This is a genomic window from Flagellimonas iocasae (assembly GCF_042682725.1).
Lineage (GTDB): Bacteria > Bacteroidota > Bacteroidia > Flavobacteriales > Flavobacteriaceae > Flagellimonas > Flagellimonas iocasae.
Genome location: NZ_JBHUHU010000005.1, coordinates 478,948 through 503,998, shown reverse-complemented (window position 1 = coordinate 503,998; position 25,051 = coordinate 478,948). Strand labels below are relative to the sequence as shown.

Annotated in this window: 18 protein-coding genes; 14 read left to right on the top strand and 4 right to left on the bottom strand. The window is 42.5% G+C overall.

Translation table 11 applies throughout. The features are described 5' to 3' along the window. Genes ACFSJE_RS16290 through folP form a run of 3 tightly spaced genes read right to left on the bottom strand, consistent with a single transcriptional unit; the run spans position 1 to position 2,429 of the window. Positions 1–765, bottom strand: coding sequence for a DUF3667 domain-containing protein (locus tag ACFSJE_RS16290; protein WP_379831928.1), 765 nt, complete (start codon positions 763–765; stop codon positions 1–3). Continuing rightward, the gene (gene cdaA, locus ACFSJE_RS16285; protein ID WP_379831927.1) at positions 766–1,551 is read right to left on the bottom strand and encodes a diadenylate cyclase CdaA; all 786 of its coding nucleotides are present in this window, start codon (positions 1,549–1,551) and stop codon (positions 766–768) included. It lies immediately after the preceding gene. Positions 1,552–1,595: 44 nt separating this feature from the next. Continuing rightward, positions 1,596–2,429, bottom strand: a complete 834-nt coding sequence (folP, locus tag ACFSJE_RS16280; RefSeq protein WP_379832305.1) for a dihydropteroate synthase — start codon at positions 2,427–2,429, stop codon at positions 1,596–1,598. A 96-nt stretch (positions 2,430–2,525) separates the two neighbouring features. Here folP and ACFSJE_RS16275 point away from each other — a divergent pair, with 96 nt between their 5' ends. The 6 genes from ACFSJE_RS16275 to ACFSJE_RS16250 all read left to right on the top strand — a co-directional run bounded on the left by ACFSJE_RS16275 (position 2,526) and on the right by ACFSJE_RS16250 (position 7,082). Continuing rightward, positions 2,526–3,065: a DUF1599 domain-containing protein gene (locus ACFSJE_RS16275; protein ID WP_379831926.1), complete on the top strand. Its 540-nt coding sequence runs from the start codon at positions 2,526–2,528 to the stop codon at positions 3,063–3,065. Positions 3,066–3,266: 201 nt separating this feature from the next. Then, complete coding sequence (locus tag ACFSJE_RS16270) at positions 3,267–4,361, top strand: BT_3928 family protein (protein WP_379831925.1); 1,095 nt, start codon at positions 3,267–3,269, stop codon at positions 4,359–4,361. Between the two features lie 27 nt (positions 4,362–4,388). Next, positions 4,389–5,138: a triose-phosphate isomerase gene (tpiA, locus tag ACFSJE_RS16265; protein WP_379831924.1), complete on the top strand. Its 750-nt coding sequence runs from the start codon at positions 4,389–4,391 to the stop codon at positions 5,136–5,138. Positions 5,139–5,147: 9 nt separating this feature from the next. Beyond that, positions 5,148–5,981: a 50S ribosomal protein L11 methyltransferase gene (gene prmA / locus ACFSJE_RS16260; RefSeq protein ID WP_379831923.1), complete on the top strand. Its 834-nt coding sequence runs from the start codon at positions 5,148–5,150 to the stop codon at positions 5,979–5,981. A 21-nt stretch (positions 5,982–6,002) separates the two neighbouring features. Continuing rightward, positions 6,003–6,278, top strand: coding sequence for an ATP-dependent Clp protease adaptor ClpS (locus ACFSJE_RS16255; protein ID WP_379831922.1), 276 nt, complete (start codon positions 6,003–6,005; stop codon positions 6,276–6,278). A 195-nt stretch (positions 6,279–6,473) separates the two neighbouring features. Beyond that, entirely contained in the window at positions 6,474–7,082 is a 609-nt protein-coding gene (locus ACFSJE_RS16250) for a hypothetical protein (protein ID WP_379831921.1), read from the top strand. An 11-nt stretch (positions 7,083–7,093) separates the two neighbouring features. Here the strand turns inward: ACFSJE_RS16250 and ACFSJE_RS16245 are convergent, their stop codons facing one another. After that, the gene (locus tag ACFSJE_RS16245; protein WP_379831920.1) at positions 7,094–8,623 is read right to left on the bottom strand and encodes a TolB family protein; all 1,530 of its coding nucleotides are present in this window, start codon (positions 8,621–8,623) and stop codon (positions 7,094–7,096) included. A gap of 428 nt (positions 8,624–9,051) precedes the next feature. On the opposite strand from ACFSJE_RS16245, the gene ACFSJE_RS16240 reads away from it, so the two are divergent. The 8 genes from ACFSJE_RS16240 (at position 9,052) to ACFSJE_RS16205 (ending at position 25,042) form a co-directional block, all read left to right on the top strand. Beyond that, entirely contained in the window at positions 9,052–9,555 is a 504-nt protein-coding gene (locus ACFSJE_RS16240; protein ID WP_379831919.1) for a Crp/Fnr family transcriptional regulator, read from the top strand. A 514-nt stretch (positions 9,556–10,069) separates the two neighbouring features. Further along, positions 10,070–10,618: a DUF4347 domain-containing protein gene (locus ACFSJE_RS16235; protein WP_379831918.1), complete on the top strand. Its 549-nt coding sequence runs from the start codon at positions 10,070–10,072 to the stop codon at positions 10,616–10,618. Between the two features lie 10 nt (positions 10,619–10,628). Then, a complete protein-coding gene (locus ACFSJE_RS16230; RefSeq protein ID WP_379831917.1) occupies positions 10,629–15,653 on the top strand; it encodes a T9SS type B sorting domain-containing protein in 5,025 nt (1,674 codons plus the stop codon). A gap of 35 nt (positions 15,654–15,688) precedes the next feature. After that, positions 15,689–16,579 carry a PorP/SprF family type IX secretion system membrane protein gene (locus tag ACFSJE_RS16225; RefSeq protein WP_379831916.1) on the top strand — a complete coding sequence of 297 codons (891 nt, stop codon included), beginning with the start codon at positions 15,689–15,691 and terminating at the stop codon, positions 16,577–16,579. A gap of 130 nt (positions 16,580–16,709) precedes the next feature. Continuing rightward, positions 16,710–17,207, top strand: a complete 498-nt coding sequence (locus tag ACFSJE_RS16220; protein WP_379831915.1) for a GNAT family N-acetyltransferase — start codon at positions 16,710–16,712, stop codon at positions 17,205–17,207. 160 nt (positions 17,208–17,367) lie between these two features. Further along, positions 17,368–18,666, top strand: coding sequence for a mandelate racemase/muconate lactonizing enzyme family protein (locus ACFSJE_RS16215; protein WP_379831914.1), 1,299 nt, complete (start codon positions 17,368–17,370; stop codon positions 18,664–18,666). Between the two features lie 647 nt (positions 18,667–19,313). Continuing rightward, positions 19,314–21,110 carry a ParB/RepB/Spo0J family partition protein gene (locus ACFSJE_RS16210; RefSeq protein WP_379831913.1) on the top strand — a complete coding sequence of 599 codons (1,797 nt, stop codon included), beginning with the start codon at positions 19,314–19,316 and terminating at the stop codon, positions 21,108–21,110. Positions 21,111–21,484: 374 nt separating this feature from the next. Further along, positions 21,485–25,042 carry a two-component regulator propeller domain-containing protein gene (locus ACFSJE_RS16205; protein ID WP_379831912.1) on the top strand — a complete coding sequence of 1,186 codons (3,558 nt, stop codon included), beginning with the start codon at positions 21,485–21,487 and terminating at the stop codon, positions 25,040–25,042. Positions 25,043–25,051 lie beyond the last annotated feature (9 nt).

Here is a 25,051-nt window from a genome sequence, read left to right as displayed (position 1 = left end):
TTATGTCCTAAAATCCTCTAGGGATATTCGTCCGGTTGCCATGGAAACCAAAAGAATAACGGTTCCAATGACCATCATAAGGATAACGAAGAGCAGGAGGTAGATGAATCCGCGGAGAAAAGTGCTCCAAAAACCAATTTGGTATATTTTTTTGAACACATAGAACTGGTAGGTTATGGTAAGAATTAAGTAAACCCAGGTGAAAAGGTCATACCTAATGTCCAGCAATCCAAACAGCGGTATACAAACCAACACCTGAACAAAAGAAACCTGTCCTGTTATATACGTATTGGCAACCACATGCTCCGTGTAATTCAATTTTTTTTGGTCGAAAAAAAGGAACCAACTCATTAAAGCATACATGGGGACCATCAAATAGGTAATGAGCGCTTGATAGTCGAACACAAAATCCATATTAGGAGTATCCCCACTACCGGCAATGGCTCCCTGCATAAGGTCAATTTCATATACATTTCGAAGCATGAAAAACAAAACTCCCACCAAGGTGATGGCAATGGCAAAATAGCTGATGGGATTCATGTATTTTTTTCGGGTCCCCAAAATGTAACCATTGATGACAGCCTCGGGTTGCGTAAAGAGATGACGGAAAGTTTTGACCAAAGTGTTGTCCAAATTAAAGACCTGAAAGCTTACATCCTCCCAGACATTTTTCAAACTGAGCCTATTGCGAATGACCTTACCACCGCAGGCGGGACAATAACTAAAATCCGACCTAAGATTGGTATGGCAATTCTTGCAGTTCATTTATCCCAAATCCTTTTTGATGAATTGGACAAGCTCTTCCGAAGTTTTAAAAGGAACAAACTCTCCATTTTTTATATAGGAAATGGAGCCGGTTTCCTCGCTGACCACCAAACAGATGGCATCCGTTTTTTCAGTGATGCCCACAGCGGCCCGATGTCGAAGGCCAAATCGGAGGGGGATGTTTCGGTCATTGGAAACGGGAAGAATTACCCGCGTGGCCGTAATAAAATTATCCTGAACCACGGCAGCACCATCATGCAACGGACTGTTTTTAAAAAAGATACTTTCCAAGATGGGTTGGGTGATTTCAATGTTCATGGCATCCCCAGTGGATTTTATAAAATCCAGGGAATTATTGCGTTCAATCACAATGATTGCCCCCGTTTTGGTACTGCCCATACGTTCGCAAGCCGCCACAATGGACTCTACATCCGTAACGGTAGGGACAGCCTCCTGTTTCAAAAATTTAAAATGTCGGATAAAATTCCGTTTGGAGGCAAAATTGGTGGAACCGATCATCAATAAAAATTTCCGTATCTCTTGTTGAAACACAATGATCAAGGCAATAAGTCCAATGTTCATGAACCCACCGACCATACTGCTGATCATTTTCATTTGGAGGAGCTCTGTGAGTTTCCACAAGGCCCAGACAATCACAATCCCAATAAAAATGTTGATCGCTACCGTACCCTTAACCAGTTTGTAGATATAATAGAGCAGCGCGGCCACGAGCACAATGTCTATGATGTCTGTAATCTTAAACTCGAGAAAATTTAAAAATTCCAACCGCGGTGTTTTTGTAAAATTAGCAAAAATAGGAGAATCAAAAATTACAGTGCGTTTGCTTTCAACGCTTCCACAAGTTTAATACATTCCACAGCTTCTTTTACATCATGGACCCGTAAAATGTTTGCACCTTTTAAAAGCGCAATAGTGTGCAGGGTGGTGGTGCCGTTCAGTGCCTCTTTCGGGTTGGAATTCAAAATTTTATAGATCATGGATTTTCGACTTAATCCGATGAGGAGGGGGACTTCAAAAGTTTTAAAGAGGTCCAGATGGTTTAAAAGCGTATAGTTCTGTTCTGTGGTCTTGGCAAAGCCAAATCCAGGGTCTAGGATGATATCATTTATTTTTTTTGAAGTAGCTTCTTCCATTTTTTTCGAAAAATAAAACCGAAGGTCCTTAATCAGATCATCATAAATAATTTCCTTTTGCATGGACTGTGGTGTGCCTTTCAAGTGCATCATAATATAAGGAACCTGATATTGGGCAATGGTGTTGAACATTTCGGCATCCAAATTTCCCGCGGAAATATCGTTGATGATGGCCGCACCCCGTTCCAAACTTTCTGCAGCTACGTTACTTCTAAAAGTATCCACGGAAATTAAAGTGTCTGGAAAATGGCTAAGAATCAACTCCACAATCGGAAGCATCCGTTTGAGTTCCTCCGTCTCATCAACATGTTCGGCACCGGGCCGGGAACTATAAGCGCCCATGTCAATGAACGAAGCGCCATCTTCCAGCATTTTCTCAACTTGTTTCAGAATAGCAGCTTCGTCCTTGTATTTTCCGCCATCATAAAAAGAATCAGGGGTAAGGTTCAAAATGCCCATTACTTTGGGTACGGATAGGTCTATAAGTTCTCCTTTGCAGTTTATGGTCATAAAGAATACCTGCTTCGTTTGCGTTTCATTATCTTTGGCAAAGTGCTTTTTTAGCACGCTCATTTGGACGAAATTTACGCAAATTAGCAACAATACATGCAGCAGACTTCCCAACAATATGATGCGGTGATCCATACCTGCCGGGAATTATTCTTAAAAAAGGCGCAAGACTATGGTACCGCATGGCGGATTTTGCGACTTCCATCCCTTACCGACCAGATTTTCATCAAGGCACAGCGTATTCGAAGTTTACAACAGAATGCTGTTCGGAAAGTAGATGAGGGAGAGCAATCCGAGTTCATTGGAATCATCAACTATTCCATAATGGCGCTCATCCAAATAAAGAAAGGTATTGTGGAACAGCCGGATTTGACAGCTGAGGAGGCCATTGCACTATATGACAAGGAAGTGGCTATCACCAAAAAATTGATGGAAGACAAGAACCACGATTACGGAGAAGCTTGGCGCGATATGCGGGTAAGTTCCTTGACAGATTTGATTCTGCAAAAAGTCCTTCGGGTAAAACAGATTGAGGATAATCTAGGGGCTACCTTGGTAAGTGAGGGTGTGGACGCCAATTATCAAGATATGGTCAATTATGCTGTTTTTGCGTTGATACATTTAAACTCCAAATGACAAAAACCAAATTGGATAGTAAGGGAATTAGTATTTAGGAGAAAAGAGAAAAGAGGAAAGAGTCAAGAACCAAGACAGGAAGACTGTTGAGTTTTTTGCAAATCACATATCATATCTATAACCATCAACGCATTGGTGAAAATTCGTGTGATTTGTGTCAGATTAAGGTTGTTGCTAAGTTGGAATATATTTTGAAAAAGCATGAAATATTTAGTTTGGATTTCAAGGATCCTAGTTGGGGTGTTGTTCATCATCAGTGGACTCATCAAATTGAACGACCCTGTGGGGTTTTCGTTTAAATTGGAAGAATATTTTAGCCCTGGCGTACTGGATTTGCCCTTTTTGGAACCCATAGCTTTGGCGATTTCCATTTTTGTCGTCATTGTTGAGGTGATATTGGGTGTCCTTCTATTGATAGGATTCAAACCTAAGTTTACCGTGTGGAGCCTTTTGGCCATGATTGTTTTCTTCACCTTCCTCACTTTTTATTCGGCCTACTTTAATAAAGTAACGGATTGCGGTTGTTTTGGCGACGCCGTGAAACTTACGCCGTGGGAATCCTTCACCAAAGATGTGATTTTATTGGTGCTGATATTGATTTTGTTTTACGGACAGAAATACATCACACCGCTATTCAATACAAAAACCAACTGGATTGTGGGTGGAGTCGCCCTATTGGCTTGTATTTTGTTCGCCAACCATGTGTTGAACCATTTGCCCTCCGTAGATTTTCGACCTTATAAAATTGGAGCCAATATTGAAGAAGGAATGACGGTTCCTGAGGATGCTCCAGAGCCCATATACGAATATGCCTGGCGATTCAAGGTAAATGGAGAGGGCCAAATTTATGTTACCAATGGGGATTACCCCTCAGTGGATGGCGAATTTGTGGATGTGGAAACTACTCTCATTCAAAAAGGCTATGAACCACCAATTCACGATTTTACTATCGAAAAAGAAGGGCAGGATTTTGCCTTTGAACTGTTAAATGAGGACAAATTGGTGATGGTGATTGCTTATGATTTGGCCAAAAGTAACTACGAAGCCTTTTCGGAAGTGGCTGAAGTTACCGCAAAAGCCAAGGAAAAAGGATATAAAGTAATTGGTATGTCGGCATCAAATGATGCATTGGCCAACAAGGTGGAGCAGCAATACAATTTACCATTTGATTTCTATTTTACCGATGAAACAACCCTAAAAACCATCGTCCGGTCCAATCCGGCCGTGTTGGTTTTGGAGCGAGGCACCATCAAGCAAAAAGTACATTACAACGACGTTGACGAACTTACATTTTAATCATAGAACACAAGAAAACCAAACAACATGAGAACAAAAATAGTGGCAGGAAACTGGAAGATGAACAAGAACATGGAGGAAACAGAAGCCTTGTTGGCCGAACTTTCCGCCAAACTGCCCGATACCAAAGCACAAGTTATCGTATCACCCACCTTTGTGAATTTGGCTGCTGCGAAAAGAAGCCTTCAAGCATCTACTATCCAAGTGGCTGCCCAGAACATGCATTTCGCTGAGAGTGGTGCCTATACCGGTGAGATTTCAGCGGATATGCTTCTGAACATCGATGTGGACATTGTTATTCTTGGTCACTCTGAGCGCCGCGCCTATTTTGGTGAAACCGATGAACTTTTGGCCAAAAAAGTGAAAACAGCCATAGAAAAAGGAATGAAGACCATTTTCTGTTTTGGCGAAGAGTTGGAAGACCGCAAATCGGATAACCATTTCTCCGTAGTGGAAAGCCAGTTGAAAAATGCCCTTTTCGATTTGGATGCAGAGGCGTGGAAGAGCATCATTTTGGCGTATGAACCCGTTTGGGCCATCGGTACCGGCGAAACCGCTTCACCTGAGCAAGCCCAAGAAATGCATGCCTTTATCAGAAAAACCATTGCATCGGCGTATGATGCTTCCATAGCTGATGAGGTTTCCATTTTATATGGAGGTAGTGTAAAGCCGGACAATGCTTCAGACATTTTCTCAAAACCAGATGTGGATGGTGGATTGATAGGAGGAGCTTCCTTGAAATCGGATGATTTTGCGGCCATTATAGCTGCCATTTAAGCACACGCCATGGCACTGGTGTATCTTGAGTACGATTTCAAAGTAAACCCACTCCAACCCGCAACAGATATTCTCATCGCGGAACTGGGTGAAGCCGGGTTCGAAAGTTTTGTGGAGAACGATTCGGGTGTGTTGGCCTATATCCTTAAAGAAGAATGGAATGAAGGTGTTCTGGATGACTTGTTCATTCTGGAACACCCTGATTTTGAAATTACCTGGACCAGCAAAGAAATTGAGCAACAAAACTGGAATGCGGAGTGGGAAAAGAATTTCCATCCCATCACAGTGGGGGATAGGTGTATGGTCCGGGCGCCTTTCCATAAATCAATTGATGTGGAATACGACATTGTCATTGAACCCAAAATGAGTTTCGGAACGGGTCACCACGAGACCACCCACATGATGCTGGAACACATCCTTGAAAACGATTTTGAAGGGAAATCGGTATTGGATATGGGTTGTGGTACCGGGGTATTGGCCATTTTGGCTAAAAAACGAGGCGCTGGATCTGTGGATGCCATCGATATTGATGAATGGTGCTTTTTAAATACCCTGGAAAATGTGGAGCGAAATAATTGCCCTGAGATTCAAGCTTTTCAAGGTGATAGTAGCTTGCTAAAAGGCAAAAAGTACGATGTTATTCTGGCCAATATCAACCGAAATATATTGTTGGAAGACATTCCCATTTATGCACTATGTCTTAATTCGAACGGTCAACTTTTTCTAAGTGGATTTTATTTGGACGATTTGGATGCAATTTCTTCAAAATGTAAGGCCAATGGTTTGGAATTTGAAAAAAAGCTGGAGAAGAACCGCTGGATTTCAGTAAAATATGTAAATTAGAAAGGCATTAACTCCACGATTATGGGCACAAAAGAAAAAGGCTTGGAAGACCTTCTTCTGGAAGAGGAGACGGTAAACCAAAATGAGATTGTACTTTTTAATGACAATGTGAACACCTTTGACCACGTCATTGAAACACTGATAGATGTGTGCGAACATACTCCGGAACAGGCAGAACAATGTTCCCTTATTGTACATTACAACGGCAAATGCACCGTTAAGACTGGGGAATATTCCTATCTAAAGCCCAAATGCTCCCAGTTGTTGCAGGCTGGACTGAGCGCTGAGATTGTCTAATGTAATTCCAGTGTATTTTTTTGATATTCTGATAGGCTGTAAACCAAAAAAAGCATCATCCCAAGTTTTAAGACTGTTTATTTCAAGGTGATAAATTCTTTACATTGAAATTACCGATTACAGGGCATATATATTCTAAATTTGTATCAACATCAATACCACTAAAAAACCAACACCTAATTTTCTTTTTCAGGAATGAGCGAATTCTTTAAGGCCGAATTAAAAGACCGTTTTTTGGAATATGCTCTGGAGCGCAGTGACTATTTTGAAATTCAGACACTGTACGATGAGTTTCTGCGTCCCAATTATAGCCTCCAGTTTGTGGAAAGGCTGATTAAGGAAATACAAGACTACGACCCAGAGCTTTTGGATGTCATGAGCGGCAATGGAATGGATATTTTCATGCTGGCCTCTACGCCAAGTACGGAGGATTTTCTAGAGGATGGTGGCTTTAAGGATATGTATGTCAAAGAGGAAGAGAAGTGGGATGTGTTTCTGGAGCAGCTCTCCAACAATCGAAAATTGAGCAAGGACGAAAAAAAGCTCCTGAAAAGGAGTTCACCCGGATTCAAAAAGGAAAAAATGTTGCTCATTGTTCTCATTTCTGCCATTGCCATTAGCTTTTTGTTCACGTTGATCAGCATTTTAAATAGCTCATTCCTGGAACCCGACTACGTCCCCGCAGATGAGTTTGAACGGCGCATGGAACAACTCAACCAGCAGTATATTCAGGAGAATCAACGTTTGGAAAAGGAACTAAAGGATTCCAAGACGAAGTTGGATTCGATTTTTCGAGGCCCTTAACGATTTTGGAGTTAGTCGCTGTTCGTTACAAACGCAATATGCTTGCTGTCCTTCGCCCAACTGGGGACATTTATAGTACCCTGACCCCCGTAAAGATACCCTACTATTTTTGGAGTTCCTCCCTCTGCGGGCATTAAACGCAAAGTGCAATTTTGGTAAAATGGATGCTCCCCAAAACCAATGGTGGGAGGGAAGGATATGAACACAATCCACTTTCCGTCTGGAGAAATATGAGGGAACCAATCCTTGAAAGCAGGGTCATTGGTCAATTGTACGGGATTGCTTCCGTCTGCATCCATGCGCCACAGATGCATATTCCCTGTTCGGTTTGAATTGAAATAGATGTATTTGCCATCAGGGGAATATTCAGAACCATCATCAAGATTCTCGGTGTCGGTGATTTGGATTTCCTTGCCCGTATCCAAATCCACTCCATAAATATCAAATTTGCCTTTACGTTGAGCGGTGAATATAATACGTTTATTGTCTGGCGATATGCTGTGGAGGTAGGACACGCCAACACCATCCTTGGTAATTTTTTTGGGAAGCGAATCGCCTTTTGGGTCCATCAAATAAATGGAGGAAAGTCCATTGTCATCCTGATTATGATTGCTGATACCCAAGATACTTTCATCAAAAGAAAACACATGGTCGTTGTTATTGTTGACAGCAAAACCGGTATTGATTTGGGAAATTTCATCCGTTTCAAACAAATAGCGGTATAAAAAGCCATTGGAATTAAAGACCAATTCTTTATCCTGATTCACCCAATTGGGCGCCTGGATGGAATGCGCCGAAGTGAACAACATCTTTCGATTCCCAGTTTCCACATTCATAATTTCCATAACACTGCCGATATAGTCCCTATAAGGTCTAAAATCGGGAGCGGCAGGTTTTATGATACGAACATTGGAAAAAACAGCTTTTTCCATCACCTCAGGATTGTGTGAGCACACATAAAGCCCCACAAAAACTTCGTTTCTAAGGTTTACATCTTTGAGTTCCACTGTGGTAAACGGTTGCCCAAATTTGGCGGTTGACATGTAATAAACGCCGGCTCTTCGCTCCAACTGAACCACATCGGGAGCTACATCGGTTGAAACAATCTGCTCTGTTTCACTACCGGTTTCCCTGCGGTATTGCAATGAGGTAAGCCCATCACCGTGTATAGAGGCGTTTACATGGGGCGAATCGCCCTGTAGGTTGTTGCGGACTATCCAACCAATTTTACGATGCGGGTCAACCCCATCCCCAATGAATTTCACCCGTGCACGAAGGATAAAATCCCCTTGAATGGATTTGTAGAGGTATTGAAATTGGTCATCATCCGCCCACATATTAAATCCCGAACCTTCAATGGTGTATTCCTGGCTATCCGCATTATACTGAACATTGCCCTTTAGCGCAGGCTCCCCAATATTGATTTGATGGTCAAAAATCCCATATTTTCCATAAATGTCTACTTTTTCAAATGGCCCTATGTTCGATTTGAATCCCAAAAGAGACACGGCCAATAGCCCAAATAATAGTGTTCGTTTCATTGGTTGAAGTTTGTCTAGGTGATTTTTGTTCTGCTGTTAATTCGTTAAAAAGGTAAGCAAAATAGGTTAACAAGTAATTGAAAAACAATATTTTAAAACCTGTTTCAAATTATTGTAAATTCGAATTCGAAAAGATTCACACTCTGTTACAATAAAAATTTTCTGACAAAAAATATAACAATTATCATTTTTTGTCGACTAATGTTGTGGGTATTTTTGAAAGGAAATCAAGAACAACAAAAAACGGACAATCGTGCTAAATAGATGATTGGAGCTGAAAATTATCACTCCATTTCTGAGCTATTTGGCCAAAACCTCTTTAAACCTCAATTTAAATGTCTTCTAACCAAAAAAACGAGAAGAACCTCTTCATTATATTTTACCTAAATGCTATCTATCCCCTCAGTCCAAGTCTAAAAACCTTTTTGATGAACAATATCAAGAACTGTTCATTCAAAAAAAATGAAATCATCAGTAAGGAGGGTGAAATTTGTGATAAACTATACCTCATTAAAAAGGGATTGGTGCGGGGCTATTTTGTGAGCGAAGATATGGACATCACTACGTGGATAGATTCCGAGAATGAAATTTTTACGTCGATTACAGGGTTTTTTAAGCATGAAAAAACCCGGGAATATATTCAAGCCCTGGAGGATACCCATTGCGATTACTTGGAATATGATGATTACAAGTACTGCCTCAACAATTTTCCCGAACTACGTCAGATTTATCGGATAATGCTGGAACAATACTACGTATTGGCCGAACATCGGGTGTATTTGGCAAGAATACCCAACGCCGGTAAAAGACTGGAGTTTTTCTTGGAAAACACCAAAGCCGAAATCGCAGAACGAATCCCCAAGAAGCATTTGGCCTCATTTTTGGCAATGAGACCAGAGACCTTGTCCAGACTGTTAAAGGAAAAAAAATAACCGTTTTTTCACCAAATACCACTAATGGTGGGCTTCGGAGGTTTTCAGACCTTCCAATAGGCTAGTTATCTGCAAAGTAGAAAACCAAATTCTTTCTTTCCATATTACTTTTCATGACTTACAATACGTCTTCATGTTGTAAGAAAATGAAACCAAATTGATATTTATCAATTAGCGGAACGATTTCTTAAAATAAGAATATATACCCTCCGTTTCTAAGGAGAAGATTAAGAAAAGCTTTACAATTTGAAAATGTTTTGTTGTAAGAAAATGACCGGTTTACTACAGCAAAAAAAACGATTTAAAAAGTTCCCATTTATGAGAGAGATCTACTAGACACTACACGAAAGAATTTTTCAATTTTTTACTGATGTCCCTCCATCATAATTGAATTTGGGACACCCTGTGAAATGCTTCTGTTCAGGAGGCCTGACCTTTCTATGTCCAATTTTTCCTGAATGTGGCACCAAACCTAAACTGAATGAATAAACCTAAAATCCAAAATAACAGACCAATGAGAAATCTAATGTACAGGAAAGCTTTTTCACTATTTTTTTTCCTATTTGCCTTTTTAATTCAGGGCCTTTTTGCCCAATCGGAAGATGTGGTCATCATTGATTCCGAGTATGCTCAAAAACAACAGGTGATGGATAATCTTCCATCAGGTGCTTCCATAATTGAGGTTCCTTCTACGGGAAACCCTTGGAATTCCATCCGAACGTATTTGGAGCAGAACCGTACTGCCCAAGCAATTCATTTGTTTGCAAATACAAGCTACAATGCGATACAGCTTGGTGGTAAAACGTATGACTCGAACGCGGTGGACCAAGAGTTTGAGCTTTCCATGATGGAAGGACTTTACCAAGGAACACACCTGCAACTTCTTATTTACGATTGTAACCTCGGCTCAAACCCAGAGGGATTGTCCTTGCTGAAAAAAATCAGCGACAAGGCATACATGAACATTGCGGTACCTACGCAGTGTAGTTCCGTTTTTGGTGCCGATGTGGACTTCGACCACACTACAATGAATCAACCAATCCATAATTCAATATTACAATAGACCAACCATCATGAAACAAAATTTAAAAAGTCTACTATCACTTTTTGCACTAGTTCTACTGTTTGGAACCACTCAGGCCCAAACGGTTGATATGACCGTGCAACAGGGACCCAATGTCGACGTAATGGTGACCGTTGGGTCGGCCAACCTGGACCTGTCCACCTTTGAGGCAGATTTGGAACAAGCCATGCACCTTAAAGGAATTCCTTTGGGAAAATTACGGGTGGAAGCCTTTCAACGAAGCTCCATCTCTTCAGACCAAGCTGATGCCAGCGACATTTTCAACAGCTGGAGCAAAATGAACTTTAACGGGACTGAACCTCCCGTGCACAATACCTACAGCGGAAATTATTTCCACTTTGATTCTGGCACCAACCGAATCATTGCAGATTTTGTAGGAAGATATACCTCCTACGGCTGGGGTTTTGCCATGTATGATCCCACTGGGGATATTGCCGATGGTTCCATTTCCGCCACTTGGGGACTAAGTGAAGCACCCTATGCCCACGGCGAGGTGGGATTCATCTTCCGAAAAGAAGACAATCAAAACTTTTATGCCTATATCATAGACAACCACTCTGCTTGTGGTAATATCAGTGGTTACGGAAGCGATGGTGACCCTGCGGAAGCCATCATCAAAGTTCAAAATGGGTCAATATCTGTTTTGGCACTCAATACCAACAGTGGAAACTCCGGTTCCGCAACCTATGGTTGGAACGGAAACCGTACAGACATGTTCGCGGCCTACTTCAACGGTCAGACCATAGATTTCAAGATTGATATGAATGGGGACAATATCAAGGTTTCCCGTAGAGGTGGTGGCGGTAGTGCCGGTTCCGATTGGGTTGAAGCCTTCAATTTTGACGATAGCTCCCATTCCCAAGGAAGTTACGGTTTCTATGTACACGAGCAATCAGGAGCCTATTTCAAGGACATCAATATTGAGAAGTTGGAATTGCGCGCTTTTAAAGATGTGCTTAGGGAACCGCAATGGAGAAACAGCGCCTTGCGATTCAATGTAAACTTGGATGACCTAGAAGTTGCGGATTTTGATAGTAATACTGATTTATCCGAAATCTTAATGCGAACCATCAACGAGGATATCCACTACATTGGCTGGGGTACCAATACCAATGAAGCCCAGTTTGAGCGTTTTGTCACCCAGAACAATAACCAAGGTACATTTATCAATAGAGATTCCGGAAGTTGGTCCACTTGGATTGACGATATGGCGCAATACATTTATGAGCAATACTTGTTCGGTACCGTAAGTGCCGGAGAATTTTTTATCGCAGGAACCTCTGTTGAAATTGATGTAGATCCCGCCCAGTTAAAAAACAATACTGCCAATGCAAGCTACCCGAGTGGTCGATGGAAAATAACCCATGACGAAACCTATTTTGAAAACAATACAGGTCGCGTTTCCTGGAGTGGTTTGTTCTTGGAAGATGTACCTGAGTTTTATGAAAAACCCGGTAAGTATACCTTCACTTTTGAAGAAATGCCAACGGCTCCGACCACATTGTTTTTCCACCGTAAGCCGGTAGCCAGTTTTACCTATAGTAATGACACGGGATTCATCAACAATACCTCTTATGATTTGGATGGTGGTTCCAATAATGGTATTGCCCAATCCGAATGGAAATGGAAGGCAGTTGACGCTACCTCAACCAATGATTGGATTGATGGGCAGTTCGATAAAAACTCAGTTTCCGATGGCCAGTATTTGGTGATGCTTCGCGTTCAGGACCATCAAGGAACCTGGAGTAGTCCAACCAGCATCTATGTGGAAAAAACCGCAGGTTCTGGAGGAGCAACCGATTTACCTATTGCCCAGTTCAATATTCAACCCGATTTGATCAATACCTATACCGGTAATATGACCATCGCCATTGAGGACAATTCCGTTGACCCTTATGGAAGACCGTTATCAACCCAAGAGTGGATTGTGACCCAACGCACTTACAACAGCGAAGGGGACCCATCGGATACCGAAATTTACAATGCTTCGACTCCAATGACCGATTTTTCAGCGTACAATAACCTGTCTGCTGATTACATTATCAGTCTACGTACCCAAACCAATACGGGCGTATGGTCAGAACCATTTTATAGAACCCTTACCATTGTGGACGATAACACGTTGCCTACAATTACTGCTAATCCTTCAAGTGGAAATGTGGATACCGATACCGATATTCAATTGGTCTTCCAAGACGAAAATGGCGGTAGTGGTTTTGATGTGCAGCGCTTCGCAAAAGTACAAAGCGCTACTCCACCGGCTACGGATAACGCAGCTTGGACTTCATGGAGCAATAGTCAATCCAAAAAAGTATCCTTCAACACCGGAGGTTCTGGATGGTACATTCATGCCGAGGTTAAGGATAATGCCGGTAATGTGGGTACAGCTTCCTTTGGACCTTACGATATTACGCTTGTGGTAAGTGCTGATGACGACTTGGCCATTTTGGATGAAGACACCCCATCAGACCCTATTGATGTGTTGTACAATGATGTGTACGATACTGGTGCTACCCCAACCGTAACAATTACCGCCCAAGGTACCAAAGGTGTTGCTGTGGTTAATGGAAGCAATCAAGTGGTTTACACCCCCAATGCCAACGAAAATGGAACCGATACTGTGACCTACGAGTTGGATGATCAAGGTCAAAAAGTAACCGCCAATATTACATTATCCATTTTACCAGTGGATGATGCTCCTATCGCAAACGCCGATAGCTTTAATTTGGATGAAAACGGAACCTTTAATGGGGATGTTTCCACTAATGATGTTGAGGTGGATGGTGACGATTTGGTGTACCATATCATCACAAACCCATCCTATGCGGCATCGTTTACCTTCAATGCCGATGGTACATTTACCTATGAGCACAATGGTGACGAGTCTGGTTCGGATAGCTTTACCTACAACTTTGAAGATGCTGTTTCTTTCTCAGAAAAGGTTACGGTTTCGTTCAGCATCAACAATGTAAATGACGCCCCCGAAGGTGGCAACATTTCCGTTGATGTCATTCAAGATGTTGCATATACATTCGCTGCAGGTGACTTTATCTTTTCCGATGATGATCCAAGTGATGCATTCAATGGCATTCAGATTATTTCGCTACCCGCAAAAGGAACCTTGGTTTACAATGGCACTCCAGTAGCAGTCAATGACATGATTGATGATATTACCCTATTGACCTATACCACCGAGACAGGTGAATATGGAGCAAGCTATGCTTCCTTTTCCTTCAAGGTAAAAGATGGCGATGATGCATTGAGTAGTGCTACCTATACTGCAGATGTCGCCGCCGCCCAAGATACCGATGGCGATGGAATCCCAGATGATTTGGACGATGATGATGACGACGATGGTACACCAGATGATGAGGATGCCTTCCCGAAAGACCCAGCAGAGGATACCGATACCGATGGTGACGGAACTGGGGACAATGCCGATGACGACGATGACAACGACGGTACCCCAGATGATGAGGATGCTTTCCCGAAAGACCCGACAGAAGATACCGATACCGATGGTGACGGAACGGGGGACAATACCGATGACGACGATGACAACGATGGTACCCCGGATTCAGAGGATGCCTTCCCAAAAGACCCCGCCGAGGATACCGATACCGATGGTGATGGAACCGGCGATAATGCCGATGATGACGATGACAACGATGGTACCCCAGATGATGAGGATGCTTTCCCGAAAGACCCGACAGAAGATACCGATACCGATGGTGACGGAACTGGCGATAATGCCGATGATGACGATGACAACGATGGTACACCAGATTCAGAGGATGCTTTCCCGAAAGATTCAACAGAGGATACCGATACCGATGGTGATGGAACAGGGGATAATGCCGATGACGATGATGACAACGATGGTACCCCGGATTCAGAGGATGCTTTCCCAAAAGATGCAACAGAGGATACCGATACCGATGGTGACGGAACCGGGGACAATGCCGATGACGATGATGACAATGACGGTACTCCGGATGATGAGGATGCTTTCCCGAAAGATTCCACTGAGGATACCGATACCGATGGTGACGGAACCGGTGATAATGCCGATGACGATGATGACAATGACGGTACCCCAGATTCAGAGGATGCCTTCCCGAAAGACCCAGCAGAGGATACCGATACCGATGGTGATGGAACCGGGGACAATGCCGATGACGACGATGACAACGATGGTACCCCTGATTCAGAGGATGCTTTCCCGAAAGACCCAGCAGAGGATACCGATACCGATGGTGACGGAACAGGGGACAATGCAGACAATGATGCCGATAATGATGGTACTCCAGACGACGAAGATGCTTTCCCGTTTGATCCTAATGAAGACTCTGATGCAGATGGAGATGGTGTTGGTGATAATGCGGACGATGATGATGACAACGATGGTATCACCGATATTGACAATGATGGTGATGGTCTTGGTGACAATGTCGATACAGATGATGACAACGATGGCATTCCAGACAGTGAAGATGCCTTCCCAAATGACGCCAATGAGGATACCGATACCGATGGTGATGGCATTGGAAATAACGCCGATACCGATGATGATGGAGATGGGTATTCCGATGAGGTTGAAATAGAACAAGGCACGGACCCTACGGATGCTTCAAGTACACCATTGGATACAGATGGTGATGGAATTCCAGATAGCATGGATGATGATGATGACAATGATGGTGTTTCGGATGGCGATGATGCGTTCCCAACCAGTGACGAACCAAAGTTGGTTCCCGCTCAGGCCTTTACCCCCAATGGTGATGGTAACAATGATGCTTGGGTCATCCCTGGAATCGATAACTATCCAAACAACAGGGTATCCGTCTATAACCGATGGGGCCACGAAGTGTTTGCTGTTCAATCCTATCGAAATGATTGGGAAGGATTCTACAAAAACAGAAGTGAAAAACTTCCTGCAGGGTCTTACCTCTATATCATTGACCTAGGTGATGGTAGCGCACCATTGCAAGGCTGGATATTCATCAATTATTAAAAAATCAACACGACAAAAAACACAAAAATAAAGACATGAATTTCATCAATAAATTTCAAATACTGATAGCGGTTTTGGTACTGTCCATGTCGGCCAATGCCCAGCAGGACCCAAACTATACCTTTTACCGCTATAACATGAACATTTACAATCCGGCTTTTGCCGGAAGCTCTGAGGCAGCCGAATTCTCTTTGGGAATTCGGAGCCAATGGGCCGGAGTGGAAGGTGCACCTGAAAGTCAGAGTGCTATTTTTGGTATGCCTGTAGGTAGAAATGTGGGGCTTGGAGTGTCCATTCTTAACGACCGTACCTTTATTGAGCAACAGACCTGGATGGCCATTGATGTTTCTTACTTCGTTGATTTGGATGAGGAACACCGTTTGTATTTTGGTATCAAGGGAAGTGCAAACTCCTATGATGCCAATACCGATGGGTTGGTTACCTATGGCGTGGGTCAAGATGGTGCCCTTATGAATTATGAGAGTCGGTTTACACCAAACGTGGGCGCCGGAGCCTATTTAAAGCATGACCGATACTTTGTATCGTTGTCCGCGCCAAAATTGTTGACCCCGGACCGTATGCAGGAGCGCAATGGCAATGCTTATTTGGGAGCCGACCGTAGGCATGCCTACCTCAGTGGAGGATACACCTTTCTTTTGGGACGAACCTTGGATCTGAAGACCATGGGAATGTTCCGTTATGTAGATGCTTCCCCCATGTCTTTGGAGTTGACCGGAATTTTGGATTTTGGGGAAAAGTTTGAATTTGGGGCCTCTTATCGATTTGATGAGAGTATCAGCGGATTGTTCCTATTCAATGTGAGCAATGGTTTCAATTTGGGCTACGCCTATGAAACTTCATTGCAGAATTCCATTGACGGATTGGACCACAACACCCATGAATTGTTCATGCGGCTAAAGATGTAGTTCAATTTGCAAGCTGAAATGGATAAATTTTAAGCGGAACATAAAATCCATGTAAAGAGACGCCCCAATTGGGGCGTTTTTTTGTACTAGGTTTTCCCGTATTTTGGTAATCGTGATTTAATTTTATGCAATGACGAACATTATACCCGTAAAAACAGCTTCGGAGGTCAAAATTACTGCTGACTTGGCGGCGACTATTTGGATGGAGCATTACATTTCAATTATTGGGGAGGGGCAGGTTACGTATATGTTGGAAAAATTTCAGTCGGCCTTGGCGATTCAGGATCAGATGGAAAAGGGAATCCAATATTGTCTCCTAAAGTTTAATGAGGCATTTGTGGGTTATTTTTCCTTTACCATCAATGAAGACTTTCTTTTTCTGAGCAAATTATACGTGCTAAAATCAGCGAGGGGAAATGGAATTGCTAAAACAGCACTTGCCTATATTGAATCCAAAGCAAAAGAAAATGCTATTCCCAAAATACAACTGACCGTAAATAAATACAACTCCAATTCCATTACAGCCTATGAAAAAATGGGATTCATCAACGTTGATTCCATTGTTCAGGATATTGGCAATGGATACGTGATGGATGATTATGTATTGGAGAAAAAAATGATTTACTAGAAGTCTCCAGTAGTTGCAGATTGTCTCATCCCTTCCTGAAAAGCTTCCTTTTTAACTAGATATTCATAACGGCTCACATGTGCTGCTATTCCATTGAAAATCAGTTTTCCTTTTTTAGTATATTTAGTACAAATCAAAATCAAAGTTAAAATCAAAATCAATGAAATTATTTACTTCGTCTAATGACAAAAAGTCGTCGCGCCGTTCTTTTTTGTCAAAGACTACATTAGGCATCACTGGCGCGATGTTGGCCACAAACTATGATGGGTTGGCATCCTCTATTGAAAGAACACCAAAATCATCAGCACCATCCGATCTTAAGATCACCGCGGTGAAATGCGGGTACATCCGCAATGAGCACAGCCTTTTTGTGAAGATTTATACAAATCAGGACATCGTTGGGCATGGTCAGGGTGTTGATGGTGTTTACGGAACCTATCATGTGGTGCATCACTTGGCTAAAAACCACTTGATTGGTCAAAATCCATTGAACATTAATCGACTTCAGGAAGAAATGAGAAGAGGAGGTCTCTTTAAAGGAGCCCAAGCGGGCATGTATGTCTGTGTAATGACAGCCTTGGAAACAGCTTTGTGGGACTTGGTAGGCAAGGCCCTGGGATTACCCGTTTACCAATTGATGGGCGGGAAATTTCGTGATAAAATTAGAGTTTACTGCGATACGGCAGGAAGTCGTCTTGAACCCACGGAGATGGGCAGAAGAGCTAAGGAAGATGTAGACAAATATGGTTTCACCGCCGTAAAATTTGATATTGACGATCGCCAAGACCCCAATAAATTGGACATGTACAATTGGAGTGTGAGTATCCCGGAATTACGACGAATGGAAGCCCAAATCGCTGCGGTTCGCGAGGCCGTGGGCCCCAACATTGATATTTGTGTGGATTGTCATGGTAGATTTGATGAAGCTTCGGGTATGAAAATAGCCAAAGCTTTGGAACCCTACAATCTTATGTGGTTGGAGGAACCAGTGCCTGCTGAGGTTCCTGAGTCGTATGCACGCATTCGTGAATCGACTACCACCCCGATTTGCGGCGGTGAAAATTGGTACTTGACGTATGGGTTTAGACATCCCTTTGAAATTGGTGCAGTGGACATAATTATGCCAGACCTTCAAAAATGTGGCGGTTTGGGCGAAGCATTGCGCATTGCCAATATGGCCAACACCTATAATATTCCTTTTGCTCCTCACATGGTTGCCTCATACCTTGGAGCGGTGTCTTCCGCGCATGTCTGTGCGGCTGTCCCCAACTTTCTTATCCTTGAATGGCAGATTTACTTCCACGAGAATGAAATGTACAAGGAAATTGTCAATTTTGATGGGGATTTTTTAACCAAGGACGGTTACATACCCCTACCGGATAAACCAGGAATTGGTGTGGAAATCAATGAGGAAGCAATGCGAAAATATGCTTCACCGGGAATACCTTTTTTTGAATAATAGCTTCTTTTTTGAAGATCAACTTTGACTAAAAGCAGAAAACCCTGCAATCTTACCGATTTTGCAGGGTTTTTGTTTGTTCGGTATGGCTAGCCAGTGGTGGCAGGATTGGCTTTGCCTCTCCAGGAACGCTCCGCTTTGAAAATAGCCCAAACAAAAAAACGCTCAAGCAAGCTTGGCGTTTTTTCGAATTGAACTATTTATTCGTGACCGCGGCAGGATTCAAACCTGTGACCGCAAGCCTTATATTTAAAGGATTTTAAGACCTTGCAAAATCTGTTGACCGAATTGTTGACGTCTATTTTGAACGCAATTCAAGTCGATTGGACTTTCAGCATAAAGATATGGATTTCAAGTGTAGGTTCGATTTGGGATAATTATATTTCTCTTTATTTGAACCTTAATGTCAGTTTAGTGCTGGATTTAATGTAATTAGAAAGTTTAAATAGGATATTTTTCCGATTCTGCAATGAAATAATTACAGTTACCAATCTTTTTGAAAGTTAAGCTCGCAAACTGTTTGTCGGACAAGGGACGGCATAAAACCGTTCCATCTCGTCACTGTTTATTCCGTTTCCTTGCCGCTCCAAAACTTTGTCTTCCGCTTGGTTTGCGCTCAAATATTGTTTAACCAAAATCCAAAAATCATGGAAGCACAAACAAAACAGAGCGCTACGCGAAAAAGAGGTAACGGAAAACCTTCAAAATCTAAACAATCCAAAATTGTAGGAAAAGTGGATAGTGTTCCGCAGATCCAGATGTTGGAAATCGGTTTGGTTTCACCAGACCCGGCCCAACCCCGGAAAACCTTTGATGAACACAGTCTCAATCGTTTGGCACAGAGTATTGCTGAGCACGGTGTTTTACAACCCATCACGGTTAGAAAATCTGATGACAACTATATCATCGTCATGGGTGAAAGACGGTTTCGAGCCAGTAAATTGGCAGGGTTGACTACTATCCCTGCCATGGTAAGGGACTATGTAGATGCGGATGTCCTGGAAGTCCAGATCATTGAGAACCTGCAACGAAAGGATGTGGAACCCACAGAGGAGGCCGAGGCTATCCAGTTTCTGTTGGACCGATATGAACCTGGGGAGATTTCCAAGCGTCTGGGCCGTTCGGAGAATTATGTCCGGCAGCGCATCAAATTGGCCGGTTTGATCGAGGGATTTAAGGCCTTTGTTCGAAGCGGGGAAATGACCTTGACCATGGGGGTCGCTGTGGCGCTAATGGAACCTGCGGAGCAGCAGTTAATGTTTGAAAGCCTGGAAGGTGATTTTCAGGCCCACCGAATCAAACGTATGATAGAGAGCCGGACCTATGATTTGACCAGGGCCTGTTTCGATGTGACCGACAAGTCTTTGGTGCCCAAAGCTGGTGCATGCGATGTGTGTCCCTTCAATGCTGCCAATCAGGGGAACCTTTTTGGGGAAGGGAAGATGGTCTGTACCCGAACCTCCTGTTTTGAGAACAAAAAGACCAAGACCTTTATGAAACTCTTGAAAAGAGTGAAAAAGGAGGGATTGAAACTGATGCCCAACATCAGCAAATATTGGGTGGACGAGGAACGGAACCAATGGGTCATGGCCCAAATGGAAAAAGAGGGTCTAGAGGTGCATTTGACCAATGAACTGGAAATTTTAAAAGAACCTCTAAAACCAACCTTGGAATCCATTAGGGAAGAATACAGTCACTTTGAATATACCGAGGAAGAGTTGGGGGAATTTTTGACCGAGGCCCTGGAATCCTTTAACGAGGAAAATGAAGCATGGGACAATGCCTTGGGCCATGGCTTTGAAAAGGGTGTCCTATTGGAAACAGATACCTATTTGACCCAGCCCATTTTTGTGAAGTTCAGGGAGCAAGTCAATGATGAAATTTCAAGTGCAAAACCTTTGGAGAAAAGAAAGATGTCGGAATGTACCCCGGAGGAGCAGATCATCAAGATCAATGCAAGGGAATTGCGAAAAAAACAGATCGAGAACAACAACCAGTTCAAGGAAGTGGTGGACATGATCCGGGATACGGATTATATTGATCGAAAGAAACCATTGTCCACGGATGAAATGGTGGCCATTTCCATCTCACTGTTCGAAAACAATATCGGATATTATGACCAAAGTGAATATTTTAAGGATTTCTTTGGGGAGGATTCCCAATTGTCCAGTGAAGAGTTGGTCACCCGGTTTAAACAAGACTTCAAAAAGGAGACTTTCTACAGACTGCTACGGTTCCTGTTGACCCGGCAAGTGCACCTTGGGGAAAGCAACCACACCAATGACCTGACCAACCAATCCTTTTATGGGGCAATGCAAACCTTTTACAAGGATAAGATTTCGGGTATTGAACTAACCTATGCCGAAAGTCGTCATAAGCGTGAAGCTCGAATCAAGGAAAGGGTGGTTGTCCTGGAGCAGAAGGCCAAGACCATTGAGGATTGAATGGCATATTTTGAGGGGTCTGCCAACGGGCCCCTTTTTTTATGGTCACCCATGGTTTGGGATAACTCGGAATAGGTAAACCCAGGTAATGTTCATTCATATGAAATTAAAGTAGTTTATCCTTAAGGAACATACAACTGAAACCATGGCCGCTTGGACAAGATGACTGAACTTTGAAGTTGCCAGTATGCAATTGTCTTGTACTGAATTTTCTGTTTCTTACCAACTGGGAAAGTTCCAAAAACAAAAGCCCCGTAAAACTTTCACTTACTTTGATTCTTATTTGATACTTTTATTTCATGTGGAACTATGAAAGAACACTGGTTTTTTTGTCATTGCTGGCCTGCTTGATAGGGGTACAGGGTTTGTACTGTATGTCAAATCAAGATTCTTTGGCCAACCCACTTTCGGGAAAAGCTCCTTCGAACAATTTTTCATCTGATACAGATTATATTCTAAAACAACTTGATAATGCAACAGGAATATCACACAGTTCCGTAAACACTGTTTTTCAGGATTCCGACAATATCCTGTGGCTGGGAACATGGGATGGACTGAACAGATATGATGGTAATAGTTTCAAGGTTTTTAGGCCCGAGCTCAACAACGATAGCTCTTTGAGCAATCAGGTGGTGTTAAAGGTCACTGAAGATGTACAGGGCAATGTATGGGTGCTCACCATGCACGGCATAAATAGATATGATAAGCAAACGGACAATTTTGAACGGTTCTATTTTTCAAAAAAGGACAAGGTCACTTTGACGGATACTGAATTCAACATGGCTTTGTCTCCTGACAAAAGGCTCTTTGCATATGCCAAGGAATGGGGAATAGGAATGTTCAATCAAGGTTCTTTTGAAAAGGTTTGGGACGATACACTGTTAAAATCTCCGATTGTGCAGATGAAGTTTTTGGAAAAAGAGAAGCTCCTTGTTTTGGATGCATCAGGTCAACTTTTCATGCTTCAACTTCAACAAGAGATGGGAATGGTAAAGGCCATGGGGCATACAACACTTGTGGAAAACATACTCAGTTTTGAGGCTTTGGACAAGGAAAATCTCCTTTTGATCAATTTTGAAGGTACTCCCATTATTTTCTCCACCGACACAGAGAATCAGGAAAAAATGGAACTGGACAAACCTAGTTCAGTGATTGGTTCAATAAAGGATGGTGTTGTGATTTCATCGGATACCCAACACTTTTTGGTGGGGAAAAATAAAGGTGTATCTACCCCAAAATGGTTAAGTATGTTGAATGGCAACAAGCTTACGGCCTTGTTTGAGGGAACTGAAGGGATTTATTGGGCCGCAACGGATGGAGAAGGGGTTTTTCGGTTGCATCAAAACAACAAGCCCTTTCACGGATTGTCTGGTCAACAAATCCCGGACTTTGAAGGAACTATTGTCCGTTCCTTCCTTGAGGTTCCAAATAATTCTTTTTGGATAGGAACAAAGGGTAATGGGGTATTTCGTTTTCCATCGGACTTTTTGGGTCAAAAAAATGAAAAGTTAAAGTATGTCAATCTTAATCAAGAGAACAGTGGACTTAACAACGCAGTCTATTCACTGCAACATACCAAGGAAGGCTTCCTGCTCATTGGAACCGATGGTACTGGGATTTCATTATATGATTTAAAAGAGGACACCTTTGTGCCATGGGATGAAATAAAAGGAACATCCAACTTGCCACAATTTAGATCTGTTTATGCGCTGTACCAAGGTGAAGATGGAATGATTTGGGCAGGAACCAGTGGATTTGGACTTGTCCGATTTAAGCTTATCCGAACCAGCAAAGGGGTACGGTTGAAGGAATTTGAACAATATATGGGGAACAGGGGCGAAATAGGGGAGATAAGCAGTAACATGATCTACTCCATTGTACCCAGGGACCATGAATCCTTATGGATAGGTACCCGTCTGGGAGGTTTGAACCTTTTTAATAAAGAAACGAAGACCTTTAGTGTATACATGCACGATGAAAGTAATCCAAAAAGCTTGTCCAACAATGATATTCTCTGTATGTACAGGTCCCCTAAGGGTGAGTTGTGGATTGGCACGAGCTTTGGGCTTAACCGGTATACAGGTGAAAGTGATTTTTTGCGTTATACGGTCAAAGATGGATTGCCCAGTAATACCATACATGGAATTACTTCAGATAGAGCTGGAAATATTTGGGTGAGCACCAATTATGGCCTTTCAAAATTCGATATTGCCGATCAGGTTTTTTATAATTACACCAAGGAAGAAGGGTTGCAAGACAATGAGTTTGGTGACGGAGCTGCCTATGCCGGTACGAAGTACATTTTTATGGGGGGACGAAAAGGCTTTAACTATTTTGTCCCAGAACGGATAAATGCCTCGGTTAGGGTACCCAACCTATTCATCAATAAGATAAGTGGTCAGGATGGAAGTGCGCCCTATGATCAAAATTTGGTCATCCGTCCAGAAGGTTTTTCACCTTCGGTCATCGAGTTGAAACATAACCAGAATTTTCTTAACATCGAGTTCTCTGCGCTGACCTTCATCAACAACAAGAAATGTAGATATGCCTATCAACTAAAGAATTTTGACCCCGATTGGAATCAGATTGGTGCCAGGACCAACCTTTCGTTCACCAATATACCCTCTGGGAAATATGAGCTCTGGCTTAAATGGACCAATGGGGATGGTGTATGGAGCGAACCCGTGCAAGCTGTCCGGTTCAATATAGCTCCAATATTCTGGCGTTCGGTCACAGCTTGGATACTTTACTCCGTGCTTTTGATACTTATTATTCTTTTTGCTTTGGAATATTATAAGAAAAGAAGATCACTGGCACATAACATCCTAATACGCAAACAGGAGGAAAAAGCACATGAAAATCGGCTTGATTTTTTCACCAATGTGGCACACGAACTTCAGACCCCACTTACTTTGATGGTGGCTCCGGTCCAAAAGTTGGGGGAAACCATGTCTTTTGATGAAAAGGCCAAAAAGTATTTTGATATGGTGAAGAAAAATACGTCCAGATTACTTTTTCTGACCCAACAGATTTTGGAATTTAGAAAGGCTGAGGATGGGCATTTAAAAATAAACAGTGAACATTTTGATTTGGTGAGCCTTGTGGAACAGATAGCGGAGCTTTTTGATGAAATGGCCCTCAAGAAAAACATCAATTATGTGGTAAATCTGCCCAAGAACCTCTTGGGGTGGTTTGATAAGGATTTGATTGAGAAAATTATTTTTAACCTTCTTTCCAATGCATTCAAGTATACCCCTGAAGAAGGCTTCATAGAGCTGGATATTAAATTACATGAACTCGATGGGGAAAGGAACTTGGTCCTCAACATAGTAAATTCCGGAAAAGGAATTCCAAAGGAAAAACTGGATGATATATTTGAGAAGTTCTATCTGTTGGAGCAAGACAAGGAAGTTGGGTCAAACATGTTTAGAACAGGAATTGGGCTGGCCTACACCAAAAAACTAGTGCAATTATTGAAAGGTAACATATCAGTGGTAAGTGAACCCAACAGAAATACCACATTTAGGGTGGCGTTACCGTGTGGAAAAACAGACGTTTCAGGAGAATTGTCATCACCCACACCATACATCTCCCAGCACCTAAGGGATATCACTGATCAAGGCGAGGAGAATCAAGATACAAAATCGGTTTATGGCAAACTGGAGACCTTGGAACAGCAGACCAAAAAAACACGGGACTACGTACTTGTGGTGGAAGATGACCCGGAGGTTCAATTTCTTTTGGAGGAACTGCTGGGAAATGTGTATTATTTGGAAACCGCACCAAACGGTGAAAGAGCCCTTGACCTAATTAAAAAGAAAGAACCCATCCTTATTCTGAGTGATGTAATGATGCCCATTATGGACGGGGTGGAGCTCTGCAAGCGGGTGAAGAATGATTTGGATACCTGTCATATTCCTTTTGTCATGTAACGGCAAAGG